Consider the following 13,137-nt stretch of genomic DNA (forward strand, 5'->3'; position numbering starts at 1 on the left):
AGCAGTCCAATTTATAATAGAAACAGGAAAAGTGTGCATCGATTAAGGTACAGCGAGTGCATGCGCCAAATAAAACAAAAATGGAATTGTCATTATACATAACACCGTTGTCAAAAAAACACCAAGCGCAGCAAAAAACGCATCCCCTCCATACGTTTGTGCATATAGTGAAATTGTTGGCGCGGACGGCATACCTGCTACGATTACAGCAATGACTAAGAGCGTATGCGGAACAGAAAATAAAATAAATACAAATAATAAAACCGGCAGAAGCAGTAGCTTAAAGAAAGCCGCATTCCATAAATATATATTTTTAACAAGAAGTGGAATATCTCCCCAAGTAATTCTAGCCATTAAGCTTCCGATAACAATCATCGATAACGGTATTGTCATTTTACCGACAAGCTCCAATGTATTCGTTACCATGAAAGGCAAATGAAGCGGGGAAAACAAAAGGATAAGACCAAAGCACGTTGAAAATATCCCAGGATTTAAAAAAATACGTTTCCAATCCACCGTTTGTTTATTCGCTGTAAATAAATAAATTCCATAAGTCCAAATTAACATTAAGTAACAAATATTAAACATCGTCAAATAAACAATCCCAGACTCTTGAAACAAAATGAAAATGACTGCATATCCAATAAACCCTTGATTGCCGAATATAATTAGACTTTCATATACTTTCCTTTGTCCATTAGGTAACCGGGCACGCTTTTCCAGCCAACGTCCAAAGATAACGGAAATAGTTAAAATATAAATCGACATAGACATGAGCCAAAACAATTCTTTTATATATGAATGCGAAAACGGAATATCAAGTGAATAAATAATAAGTGCAGGCAACGTCATGTGCAAAATAAGCTTTGTTAGCACAGTATTCGCTTGTTCCGTTAACACATTTTTCTTTCTTGCAATAAATCCCGCAAAAGCGACGCTATACAAAACGAGCATCTCTTGGATAAATTCTACAGTCATCCCATTCGAACCACTCCCATAATGTAACGTATGAAAATAATCGACGAATGGTTATTACCGATAAAAGCGAGCCATCAGAGGGAAAGCGTTCACGAATCGGTCACGCACACCTCAAAATCAAACCCATACAATATGTTAGAAAGCTGAAAAGGGTTTGGTGACTATGCTTTTTTATATGGGGTTATTTTTTTTAGTCGTAGCAGTTAGTATCGATGGATTCGGTGTAGGAATTACGTATGGTTTGAGAAAAATTAAAGTACCAGTTAACGCGCTCGTTATTATTATGATTTGCTCAGGTGCAATTGTATTTCTATCGATGAAAATCGGTTCTATTTTGCAAACATTTATATCTCCCGTTACGGCAAAGCTGCTCGGTGGATTAATATTAATTTGTTTAGGCTTTTTTGTTTTATTTCAGATGATTCGTTCAAAAGTAAATACTGTCAAGATGACCGTGCAATCAACAAAGAGATTTCGCGATATTAAAACAGTGCTTGCCACACCCGATCAAGCTGATCTTGACCAATCTGGGATTATTTCTGCAAAAGAAGCGGTCTTACTCGGTACGGCGTTAGCCTTGGATGCTTTTGGTGCAGGCTTAGGGGCTGCTCTACTTGGTTATTCCCCTTTAGTAACGACAATTTTGATTGCCTTTACGAGTGGACTATTCGTATTTTCCGGGATAAAAATAGGCTTATTGCTTTCTAAAAATAAACATATGGAAAAATTATCTTTATTGCCTCCATTATTACTAATTGCTCTAGGAATGTTTAACATCTTGCAAAATAATGCATTCTAACAATTCATACGTACGCAAAAAGGAGTTAAGAAATAATAGAGAAAGGGGATTTTGTAACGGATTTGCTCATGGAATATACGCGCCTTTCCCGAAAACGAGAGGTGAGCCTTCACGTGCTACAACGCACAGTGGGGTCTCACCGATCTTTTCCTTAAGGCTGCTAAGAAACTGTCGTGTTTTGAGAAATGTCTTTTCGTTAATAAAAAGAGGATGCCCTTAATGCTGTTGTTGTAGTGGAAGGCGGCGACTCCCTCCGAGAAAGTTCCAGCCGAAAAAGCATGAGGAAGAACCTGGACTGTGCTCAAGTCCAAACACTCCTCTTTCATTTAATGCATACGACTCTACACCCGAGTATTTAAATGATTTATTACACGATTGAATTCCTTATAGCGCCTTTACAAGTGCACCATCAACCACAAGTCCTTGACCTGTAATATACGTATTGGCACCAGATGCTAGAAAAACAACCATTTTAGCAAACTCATCCGGTTGCCCGTATCTTTTCATTGGGATTTTTTCGGTTGCTTCTTTCATAAGTTCCTCTGCATCGATGCCTTTTTCCTTTGCCCAAGCACGATTTAATTCAATTGTCCGATCTGTTTCAATCATTCCAGGCCCGACCGTATTAACTAAAATATTATATGGTGCAAATTCTTGGGCAAGGCTTTTAGTTAATCCGAGCACACCCGGTCGCATCGTATTTGATAGAATTAGTTGATCGATGCTTTGTTTGATCGAAGAGGAAGTAATGTTTACAATTCGTCCTTCTTGCTGCTTTTTCATATATGGAATAACTGCTTTTGTCATCCGCACGACGCTAAGTAAATTTTGTTCAAACGCATGATACCAATCAGCTTCATCCATATCCAAAAATCCCCCTGCAGGTGGTCCGCCAGCATTATTAATTAAGACATCTACTGTCTCTCTTTTCTTTTTAACTTCGTTTATCAAACGTTCAATCTGATTCTTATCCTTCATATCGCACGTTACATAATGCACGTTTTCGTTACCGGTCGTTTCTATTATTTCTTTCGCCGCTTCCTTTAACGTCGATTCCGTTCGACTACTAATAAAGACAAATGCATCTTCTTTTGCTAATTCCATCGCGATCGCTTTTCCAAGTCCTTTGCTTGCTCCAGTTACAATTACCGTTTTATTTTCTAAATATAAATCCATTTGTATACCAATCCTTTCATTGTTAGCGTATTCGGAAAATAATGTAGTCGGAGAGGTTTTCTGATTTTTTTCATTCTTGGACGATACTCGCTTTCCACGGGCGAGTAGTGAGCCTCCCCGAGCTAAAGTCTCGCATCTTTCATTCGCTCGTGCCTGAGAACTTTCCATACTTTCCCTACTTTCATCCACAAACCCTATTAATATTGCTTAGTTATTTATTATTTCATTATCGCATTCGTATAAATCTTTTCGCAACTGCTACTTATTAAAAAATGAGTCTATTTGTAAGTCGGTCTTGATGCGTTGATCGCCGTTGCCATATGCTTCGCTTTCTGTGGGCAACGCCTCAAATAGTTTACTCACATTTTTTGAAAACATCTTGAATTCTTGTGTATATTGTGTATAATGTATATATACACTATACACATTAAGTATAAAATTACTAAAATACAATCTGCTTTTTTCTTTGGAGGTGAACGTGACCATGAATATTTTATTGGATACAAATAGTAAAGAACCTCTCTTTTTGCAAATAAAAGAACAGATAAAACAGCATATTTTTAACGGTAAGTTAGAAGAAGGGGAAGCGTTACCTTCCATGCGACTGCTCGCTAAGGAGCTTAAGATAAGCGTAATAACAACAAAAAGAGCTTACGAAGAACTTGAGCAAGAAGGATATGTCGTATCAGCAGTAGGCAAAGGGACATTCGTAGCCGGACAACAACCGCACGTACTAAAAGAATGGCAAATGCGCGAATTGGAAAATGAGCTTGAAAAAATCATTAAAAGTGCTAAAAGACTTGGGTTAACTAAACAGGAAATTATTGAACTACTTGATGTTTACTACGAGGAGGAAATGTAACGTGAATACAGTCGAATTTAAACATGTAAGTAAAAAGAGAAAGGATTTCTCTATCGATAATCTGTCTATGACCATTCCTGAAGGCTATATTACTGGGTTTATTGGGCCAAACGGCAGCGGGAAAACGACAATTATCCAAATGATGATGAATATCTTACAATTAGATGCCGGGGAAATACAGTTGTTCGGAACAACGCACAAAGATTCGCAAGCTAAGCAGCATATCGGCTTTGTATACGATGATTTATACGTGTACGAGGAATTTACAATCCAAAAAATGAAAGCTTTTATTGCTCCCTTGTATGCCACATGGAATGAACAACTATTTCAAACGCTTTTAAAGAAATTTGAACTGCCCGATCAAAAAAAGCTTAAGCACTTTTCAAAGGGGATGAAAATGAAATGCTCCCTTCTATTTGCCCTTGCACACGAACCTAAGTTTATCGTGATGGATGAACCAACATCCGGACTGGACCCGATTTTCCGAAGAGAACTGCTTAGTATTTTGCAGCAGCTGATGATAAAAGAAAGACAGACAATTTTTTTGTCCACTCATATTACTACGGACTTAGACAGAATAGCTGATTATATTATTTTCATTAATGAAGGACAAATTGTATTGCAAAAATCTATGGAGGAGTTAAGAGAACAATTTCATCTTATAAAAGGAAAAAAAGAGTTACTTGATGACGATATTCGCAATTTATTTCGAGGCTATCGAGAAACTGAGGTCGGTTTTGAAGCTTTATTCGAAGGCAATCCTGAGATTTTCAAGCCATTTTTCAAAGAAGTGTTAATTGAGAATGCATCGATAGAAGACATTATGTATTTTATTACAAAAAAGATGTAGAAAAGGAGGATTTATAATGCGTTATTTAGTAAAAAAAGAAGTGTATTTGCATACACCAAGCTTATTATTCTTTCTCTTTTTTGTTCCGATCGGATACGTATTGAATATGCCTATGCTTACTATTTATTTAACTGTTTTTATCCTCCTGCTCGCGAACGCATTTTACTATGATTACAAAAATAATGTTCATGCACTTCTTAAAAGCTTACCGGTCATACCACAACATACGGTACTAGCAAAATATATCGTTCTATTCGTACTACTTATACTGTTTTTATTATACCAATGGATGATTGACGCACTCGCACACTTAGGACTTCCCTATTTAAAAGAACAGCCTATAAACAGGATACATTTTTTATTCACACTCCTTGGTTTTAGTATGTTACTCAGCATTGTTCTTCCCGTTTTTTACCATTTTCGATCCTTTGTTACTGCTGTTGTCGTTATGATGGGACTTATCTTTATAGTCGCTTTTGGCTTTGCAATTACCGCAGGAAACGAAGCGTTTCCTTATACGGATTATTTCCTTTTAAGTATTTTCTATTTAATCGATATCCAGCCTTTTCTTATTTCTAGCTTACTGACTATGTTATGTCTATTTATATCGTATCGTATTTCGACAGCTATTTTTAAACGGAAGGATTGCTTTTAACCTATTAGTCAAAGGGGAATACAAATAATTTTACTGACGGAATGAAAAATTTTAAAGGTTGGTGATTCAAGTGCTTGCTCTATTGAAACAGCATACGCATTATACGAGTATATTAATGTACGTTTCGATTTTGCTTTTTTTAGTGGTTGCTTATGTTATAAAGCTGCCTCCAATATTTTTGTTTCTCATTGTTTTTTTAGCTATTGTTATTTCATTATTCATTTTTGATTATACAGGGAAAATGAATCGGTTCCTTATTAGTTTACCTGTTCCAAAACAAAGGATCGTACAAAGCCGCTACGTAGCTTTGCTATTGCTAGCTTTATTTCTTCTATTCTACCAATGGGGCGTTATGATCTTTACTTCCAACATTTTTGGGGCGGATTATTATGTATATAGCTGGAGAGATATAGTAACCGTTTTTTGTCTTAGCGGTTTAATTATAAGTATTACATTACCTATACTTTACTACTTTCAATCTGTTATCGTTTCGATTAGTATCGTATTGATTCTTTATTTTTTAGGCACGTTTCTCATGCTTGATCCACTCGTTCATGTGCTAGCGATGAAAAATGAAATTATTTTCAACGAGCTCGATCCAGGCTTTAAACGATTAGTGGAAACGTATATTCCTTTTCAACCGTATATTAGCTTATGCGTAGTGACAAGTTTTTTCCTAGTTTCATCTGTAAAGCTAGCTGAGCAGTTTTTTTTGAAGAAGGATTTTTAAACATCAAATGTGAAATTATAAATACGAGGAGGTACAACATTGCTAAAAAATAAAAACGGGCAATTCCGATCTGGGTGGATCATTTTAGTCGCATTTATTATTATGTTCCTTGTTCAAGGTGTGTTTACAATTCCCGGAAGCCTTTTCCTTAGTTTCATCGAGCTATCAGAAGAGTCCGGGTCAATTGCAATCGATATGGGAGAGGCATTTTCAAACTATCCTTGGCTGCTTTTAATCGCTCAAGGCGGAGGCACCGTAGGAGGAATCATTGCAACCGTACTTATTTGGCGACTTATTAATAAACAACAGCCTTCCACATTAGGGCTATCCGGATCTGTCAAAGATTTTGTTTATGGTCTACTGCTTGGAGCCATTTCGATTACTATTATTTTTATCGTGTTATATGTAACGGGGAATATTCAGTTGCTGACCGCCTTCTCAAATCCCCAAATAAGTAGTTTTACATTCAGCTTTCTCATCCTCTTTATTTTAGTAGGATTTTTTGAGGAAATGTTTTTTAGAGGATATGTTATGAATACGATGATCTTAAGAGGGAACAAAAAATGGATTATTTATGTTGCTTCTGCTCTTTTCTTTAGTATTGTACATGGGGCAAATCCAAATGTGAGTCTTTTCGGATTAGTAAATCTCGTGCTCGTCGGACTGTTATTTGCTTATATGTATGATGCTACTAAAAGTCTGCTTTTACCAATCGGGTATCATATTACGTGGAATTACTTTCAAGGAAATATTTTTGGCTTTGCCGTAAGTGGAACGACCCCACATGGACTTTACGAGATTGATATTTCTCAAGGGAACGCTCTTCTAACTGGAGGATCCTTTGGACTTGAAGGTGGAGTTCTAGCAACAGCTTTGATTTTACTCGGATTTGCTGCGACAAAACTGTATGTACATAAACGCAACTATTCGTCATTGCTTTAACAATAAATAAAAAGCGCCAACAGAAAGCGAAGCATATGACAACGGCGATCACCGCAACGTTTTAAAAGCGTGTAACTGCACTAAAAAAGGACGAAACAGATTTTACTAATCTAATTTTTTAGGGATTGGAAATTTATGACCCTTTCTATCTTTGGTGTTTGAATTAGCACTAGCCGTTGCCATATGCGCAGACTCTAGTTGGAAAAGCAACAGCCGAAAATCCATTTAGGAAGTTGCAAAAACTTCCTAAATTAGTTGAGGCGTTGCCAACAGAAAGCGAAGCATAGGGCAACGGCGATCACCGCAGTGTTTTCAAAGTGTGTAACTGCACTAAAAACAGATTTTACTAATCTAATTTCGCTTTAGGGATAGGAAATTTATGACCCGCTATATCTTTGGTGTTTGAATTAGCACTAGCCGTTGCCATATGCGCAGACTCTAGTTGGAAAAGCAACAGCCGAAAATCCATTTAGGAAGTTGCAAAAACTTCCTAAATTAGTTGAGGCGTTGCCAACAGAAAGCGAAGCATAGGGCAACGGCGATCACCGCAGCGTTTTCAAAGTGTGTAACTGCACTAAAAACAGATTTTACTAATCTAATTTCGCTTTAGGGATAGGAAATTTATGACCCGCTATATCTTTGGTGTTTGAATTAGCACTAGCCGTTGCCATATGCGCAGACTCTAGTTGGAAAAGCAACAGCCGAAAATCCATTTAGGAAGTTGCAAAAACTTCCTAAATTAGTTGAGGCGTTGCCAACAGAAAGCGAAGCATAGGGCAACGGCGATCACCGCAGCGTAATCTATACAAAATAATGGTTTTCAAAATTCTAAACATCGATTGCAAACACGCGACTCAATTTTTCATGGACAACTACTTGACAAAAACTAAATTACGAGAGATAATATAAAGCTAAGTAACAAATAAGCATTCTGGCTTTCTACGTACTGTTTTTGAAGATGCTTACTCACACTGGCGCGACTAAGGGGTCGCAAGGATGTAAGAGCAGGTAGGGCTTACATTGCTTAAGTTAGAGAACACCCAGTGGAAAAAGACCGCGGCATAAAATTCAACTCAACCTTAAATCGTTGCAAAAAAATCGTTGAATAGAAACTTTTCACTTATCTAGATCAAGTGAGCATATAAATGAATTTGTTACTTTCATATGTAAGGAGCCCTACCGTATACTATAAAGGGCTCCTTTTCTAATAATAAAATTTACGAAAGCAGGTAATTGTATGAACGGCTTACAAATAGGAACGGTTCAAACAATGGAAGTATTACGAAAGATTGATACAGGATACGTTCTCCATCAAGAGGACAACGAAGCTTTGCTCCACAATAATGAAGCAGATAAAGAACTAGAAACAGGCGAAGAAGTCGAAGTATTTTTATATATGGACAAGTCGGAGCAAATTGTTGCAAGTAGTAAAGTACCTTTCATTCAAATAGATACGTTTGGTTGGGCACAGGTGATAGAGGTTATTAAACCGATTGGCGTATTTGTTGATATCGGAACAACAAAAGACATGCTCGTTTCCGTCGATGACTTGCCATTATTCCAAAGTGCTTGGCCACAGCCGGGTGATCAGCTGTATGTTACCTTAGGGACCGATCGCAAAGGTCGTCTGCTCGCCATACCGGCTAAAGAACAAGATTTCGGCGATTTATGGGAGGCTGCGCTTGAGTTAAAGTTGAATATGCCTGTTACTGGCCGAGTCTATTACACAAGTCGTGAAGGCACTGCGATAATTACCGAAAATAATCATCGCGGATTTATTCACCATACAGAACGTAATGAAGAACCACGTCTTGGCGAGCTTGTGCATGGACGTATTATCGCGATTAAAGAAGACGGGTCAATCAACGTTTCGTTACTCCCATTAAAGCACGAACGATTGGATTCAGATGCAGAACAAATTCTGCAACATCTGGCACAACAAGACGGTCGCATGCCTTTTACAGATAAAAGCGATCCCGAGGACATACGTGCTACTTTTCATATGAGTAAATCAGCCTTCAAACGGGCGCTCGGGCGGCTAATGAAAATGAAGCGGATTGAACAACGCGCGGAAGAAACAGTTTTGATTAAAGAGTGAAACGATTCCGTTAATGAACAATTTTGCATAGAAAAACTGCCCGCTTAAGTCATATTCGGAATGCTTAGGCGGGCAGTTTTTTTCCTGTTGTTTATCTTTCGCTGAAGTTCGTAATTGTTTAGTATGCTTCCTATTTCAAATCATTCTGCAAATTAGGATTCCTTATTTAGTCCATCACTAATAATATCAATATTATAATTTAAATACTTTATATACGTATCGACTTCGTCGCCAGGCTGGCCTATTTCATCCGAATAAATATACTTTTCATAAATTTCAACCCCAGATTCAGCAGAAACGGTTTCCATTGGACGAGAATCTACGTTGGATTCCAAAAATAGAACAGGAACGTTATTTTCTTGGATGTACGTTACAAGCGATTTAATTTGCTCTGGAGAACCATTTTCTTCTGTATCCACACGCCAAATACATTCTTCCTCCATTCCGTAATGATCGAGCATATATTGAAACGCACATTCACTCGTAATTAACGTACGATTTTCTTTAGGTATTGCACCAATTCGCTCTTCGTACTCTTTATCAATTTCTTTTAAACGGGTCAAATAATCTTCGGCTCGTTCTTCATAATACGCTTTATTGTCTGGATCAACCTCGATAAATGCATCTCGCATATCCTCCGCCATCTTAATACCTACACCGGGATCTATAAACGAGTGGGGGTTAACTTCTTCATCTTTACTTCCCTTTGCCGACAAATACTTCGGCTCTACGCGTTCGGTCAAACTATAAACCTTCGCCTCATCCTGACCTACAGAGTCGACCATTCTGAAAAACCAGCCATCCTTCCCACCTTCTAAATTCATACCGTTGTAAAATAATACATCCGCATCTGTAGCTTTTTTAATATCCTCTGGCAACGGCTCATACTCATGTGGATCGGTTCCCGTCGGTACGAGGTTGTGTACTTCGACCTTTTCCCCACCGATTTCTCGAACCAAATCTGAAATAATCGTAAAAGATGAAACAGCCAACAGTTTATTTCCAGTACTTGCTTCAGTAGTTCCAGCAGTCTCTTTAGTATCTGCTACTTCTCCTTTTTCTTCTTTTGTAGCATCACTCGTGCCACAAGCTGCGAGTGCAACGAATGCGATGCTCGCTAAAATTAGTGCCTTTACAAAATTTCTCATAAACCCCATACGCTCCTTTGATGTTTAATCCTATAGTTAATTTTTTTCACCAGTTGATTACTTCCCTAACGCCACTTTCTTTTTATTATTCTTAAGGGTACGCCATAACACCCCTTGTTTTGGTGAAAAGATAAAAGCTAAAACAAATAATGCGGTAGTTGCTAAAGCAATTACTGGGCCAGATGGTAAATTATAAACAAAACTAAAATACATACCGATCACCGCTGAGACTGCTCCAAAAAATGCAGCCATAAAAATCATCGTCCCCATTCGATTCGTTAATAAATAAGCGGTAGCCGCTGGTGTAATTAGCATAGATATTACTAAAATAACACCTACTGTTTGCAACGAAGCGACCGTAACTAACGTCAATAAAACCATAATCCCATAATGAATGAGCCGTACCTTCAACCCATAGGCCGCAGCCATTGTTTCATCAAAACTAGACACAAGCAGTTCTTTATAAAACAAGAAGACAGCAAGGAGAACAATTGCCCCTACAATGATTGTCAGCCACATATCAGACGTTCGAACGGATAATACATTTCCAAACAGAATTTGAGTTAGATCCGTTGCACTTTGAGCCTTTGTAATTAAGATAATCCCTAACGCAAAAGCGGCCGAAAAAACAAGTCCAATCGACGAGTCATTTTTCACACGACTGTTTTGGCTAATAACACCAATACCTAATGCGGTTAGAATCCCCGTCACAACTGCTCCATAAAAATAACTAATACCGAACATATAAGAAATAGCTACTCCAGGTAATACAGCATGCGAAATTGCATCCCCCATTAATGCCATCCCTCGAAGTACAATAAAACTGCCAATAACCCCACAAATTATTCCGACGACAACGGAAGTAATCATCGCTTTCTGTAGAAATCCGTAATTCATTATGTCGTTCATAAACTCGATCATGCTTCCACTCCTAGACTGCCCATCATTGAAAAGGGAGAATTATATGCTTTTTGCATTAGTGAAGGTTGGAATACGTTTTCTACAGAACCACATCCGATAATTTCTTTATTAATTAAAATTAAATCATCAAAATAGTGCTCTACTTTCGATAAGTCATGATGTACAACGAACACTGTTTTTCCTTCGTCACGTAATTTTTTAAGAATGTTAATAATTACTTTCTCACTTGCGACATCAATTCCAACAAATGGTTCATCTAAGAAAAAGTATTCCGCCTTCTGTGCTAATGCACGTGCGAGAAACACACGCTGCTGTTGCCCACCGGACAATTCTCCAATCTGATTTTTTGCATACTTTTCCATACCGACTTTAGCAAGACACTCCATCGCCCATTGCCGATCCGCCTTTTTCGGACGATGAAATAACCCAAGCTTTGGAAACGTCCCTAATAAAACCGTATCCCGTACAATTATTGGAAAGTCCCAATCTATATTTGAACGTTGCGGAACGTAAGCAATTCTTTTTTGCACAGCTTTTAATGGCTTATTTTCCATCGTCACCTTTCCACTATCTCGTGGAATTAAACCGAGAACAGCTTTCATCATCGTCGACTTTCCAGCTCCGTTTGGTCCTAGTATGCCAATTAACTTTCCTGTCTCAAATGAAAAGTTGACATTATCCACTACTTGCTTTCCATAATAGGAAACATTTAAATTCTCTACATCAATCGTTTGCCTCAATGCTATCTCCTCCTGATTCCACTTTTCCATGTTCTATTATTATTAAAACGCCAAAAAGTTTACCTGAGGCAACTTTAAGACGTTAAAAAAGGAACTTTCCGATATTTATTCTTTAATTAAACCTTGATCCAATGACTTTATAGCGTTCGTCCACTTCTATTTCACGCTGCATACATAATCGTTTAAAATAAAAATTTTATTACCTTGAGTTCCGTCTAAATGAATTCATCATCGTCAATTAGTTTGCTTAGGCATTATTTCTTTCCTCGATACAACTTTTATTATAATATAAACATTTCTAAAAGTAAACAACAATTCGTAATCCTTTTTAAGTTCTTTTATTTCCTTTGTTAGGGGTCGTTTTATAAAAAAATAGAAAAGTCCGCAACGCACACAATATGCATCGCAGACTTTTCTAAATAAATAGGACGTGGAAGCACGTCTCCTATTAATCGTAATTAAATTAATTAAGCTTTAACATCCTCTTGCTGAAAAGAGTCTAAAATCGCCGTGACAATAAAACCAATTGCAGCTGCAAATAGACAAGCAATTCCCCAGCCACCTAGGCCGGCACCCATAATAAATGTTCTTTCAACTATCGTAGCAAACAAAAGTAAAATTAAGCCAGCTCCAAATAAGAACATACATGGGTAGTAGCTTATGTACTTCGTTTTAGGCGTTACTTTCACAAGTACAAAACTTAAAATTAAAATAGCAACCGTTAAAATAATACCTATTGTGAATACAGACTGTATCATCGTGTCACCTCATATACCAAATATATATAGTTCGCACTATCTTTATATAGTTTACAATCGAACAGTTGTAAAGTCAATTAAACAGACGATCGAAAGCATTAAAACTGCAAGTTGTCACGATTAGTTCACAAATTAAAAATTAAATGTTGGACAGGCTACACATTCCTCAATAATTGAATCATGCTCATTTGCAATTGTATTTATAAAAAGTATTCTTCCAGTACGGTAAAAATGTATGCAAATTATAAACGATCATTTCGTATCGGTATAAACTCTTCCTACTTGACCGTCTTGTAAGCGAACCTTTATGCCGTGAGGATGAAAGGAGGACTTAGTAAGTATATCCTGTACAATCCCACTTGTCGTTTTACCTGTTCTCTGATCTTTTTTCAAAATAACTTCCACTGCAAGTCCTCTATAAATATTTTCTCTATATCTTCCGTCTGTGCCCATTGCCTATCTCCTTATTTTCCACACGTG

At 37.4% G+C, this 13,137-nt stretch carries 14 protein-coding genes; 7 read left to right on the plus strand and 7 right to left on the minus strand.

The genetic code is table 11. The features are described 5' to 3' along the window. Positions 1-42 precede the first annotated feature (42 nt). Complete coding sequence (locus ACLIBH_RS06170; protein WP_439315830.1) at positions 43-978, minus strand: AEC family transporter; 936 nt, start codon at positions 976-978, stop codon at positions 43-45. A 163-nt stretch (positions 979-1,141) separates the two neighbouring features. Here ACLIBH_RS06170 and ytaF point away from each other — a divergent pair, with 163 nt between their 5' ends. Next, positions 1,142-1,777, plus strand: coding sequence for a sporulation membrane protein YtaF (gene ytaF / locus ACLIBH_RS06175; protein ID WP_439315831.1), 636 nt, complete (start codon positions 1,142-1,144; stop codon positions 1,775-1,777). A 384-nt stretch (positions 1,778-2,161) separates the two neighbouring features. Here ytaF and ACLIBH_RS06180 read toward each other — a convergent pair whose 3' ends face one another. Further along, the gene (locus ACLIBH_RS06180) at positions 2,162-2,953 is read right to left on the minus strand and encodes an SDR family oxidoreductase (protein ID WP_439315832.1); all 792 of its coding nucleotides are present in this window, start codon (positions 2,951-2,953) and stop codon (positions 2,162-2,164) included. Between the two features lie 484 nt (positions 2,954-3,437). Here ACLIBH_RS06180 and ACLIBH_RS06185 point away from each other — a divergent pair, with 484 nt between their 5' ends. From ACLIBH_RS06185 to ACLIBH_RS06210, 6 genes are all read left to right on the plus strand, one after another. Then, entirely contained in the window at positions 3,438-3,815 is a 378-nt protein-coding gene (locus ACLIBH_RS06185; RefSeq protein WP_439315898.1) for a GntR family transcriptional regulator, read from the plus strand. 1 nt (position 3,816) lies between these two features. Beyond that, positions 3,817-4,665, plus strand: a complete 849-nt coding sequence (locus ACLIBH_RS06190) for an ABC transporter ATP-binding protein (protein WP_439315833.1) — start codon at positions 3,817-3,819, stop codon at positions 4,663-4,665. 16 nt (positions 4,666-4,681) lie between these two features. Then, positions 4,682-5,320, plus strand: a complete 639-nt coding sequence (locus ACLIBH_RS06195; protein WP_439315834.1) for an ABC-2 transporter permease — start codon at positions 4,682-4,684, stop codon at positions 5,318-5,320. An 82-nt stretch (positions 5,321-5,402) separates the two neighbouring features. Then, positions 5,403-6,050, plus strand: a complete 648-nt coding sequence (locus ACLIBH_RS06200) for an ABC-2 transporter permease (RefSeq protein WP_439315835.1) — start codon at positions 5,403-5,405, stop codon at positions 6,048-6,050. 39 nt (positions 6,051-6,089) lie between these two features. Further along, positions 6,090-6,992 carry a CPBP family intramembrane glutamic endopeptidase gene (locus ACLIBH_RS06205; RefSeq protein WP_439315836.1) on the plus strand — a complete coding sequence of 301 codons (903 nt, stop codon included), beginning with the start codon at positions 6,090-6,092 and terminating at the stop codon, positions 6,990-6,992. 1,237 nt (positions 6,993-8,229) lie between these two features. Then, positions 8,230-9,090 carry a CvfB family protein gene (locus ACLIBH_RS06210; RefSeq protein ID WP_439315837.1) on the plus strand — a complete coding sequence of 287 codons (861 nt, stop codon included), beginning with the start codon at positions 8,230-8,232 and terminating at the stop codon, positions 9,088-9,090. A 152-nt stretch (positions 9,091-9,242) separates the two neighbouring features. Here ACLIBH_RS06210 and ACLIBH_RS06215 read toward each other — a convergent pair whose 3' ends face one another. The 5 genes from ACLIBH_RS06215 to ACLIBH_RS06235 all read right to left on the minus strand — a co-directional run bounded on the left by ACLIBH_RS06215 (position 9,243) and on the right by ACLIBH_RS06235 (position 13,110). Then, complete coding sequence (locus ACLIBH_RS06215) at positions 9,243-10,238, minus strand: metal ABC transporter solute-binding protein, Zn/Mn family (RefSeq protein ID WP_439315838.1); 996 nt, start codon at positions 10,236-10,238, stop codon at positions 9,243-9,245. 57 nt (positions 10,239-10,295) lie between these two features. Next, on the minus strand, positions 10,296-11,156 hold the full coding sequence (locus ACLIBH_RS06220) for a metal ABC transporter permease (RefSeq protein ID WP_439315899.1): 861 nt from the start codon (positions 11,154-11,156) through the stop codon (positions 10,296-10,298). Further along, positions 11,156-11,899, minus strand: a complete 744-nt coding sequence (locus ACLIBH_RS06225; RefSeq protein WP_439315839.1) for a metal ABC transporter ATP-binding protein — start codon at positions 11,897-11,899, stop codon at positions 11,156-11,158. The genes ACLIBH_RS06220 and ACLIBH_RS06225 overlap by 1 nt, the downstream gene beginning before the upstream one ends. A 467-nt stretch (positions 11,900-12,366) precedes the next feature. Continuing rightward, positions 12,367-12,657, minus strand: coding sequence for a hypothetical protein (locus ACLIBH_RS06230; protein ID WP_439315840.1), 291 nt, complete (start codon positions 12,655-12,657; stop codon positions 12,367-12,369). Positions 12,658-12,909: 252 nt separating this feature from the next. Continuing rightward, positions 12,910-13,110, minus strand: coding sequence for a YwbE family protein (locus tag ACLIBH_RS06235; RefSeq protein ID WP_439315841.1), 201 nt, complete (start codon positions 13,108-13,110; stop codon positions 12,910-12,912). Positions 13,111-13,137: the final 27 nt, after the last annotated feature.

Source organism: Virgibacillus sp. W0430 (assembly GCF_051846935.1).
GTDB lineage: Bacteria > Bacillota > Bacilli > Bacillales > Amphibacillaceae > JBPYCR01.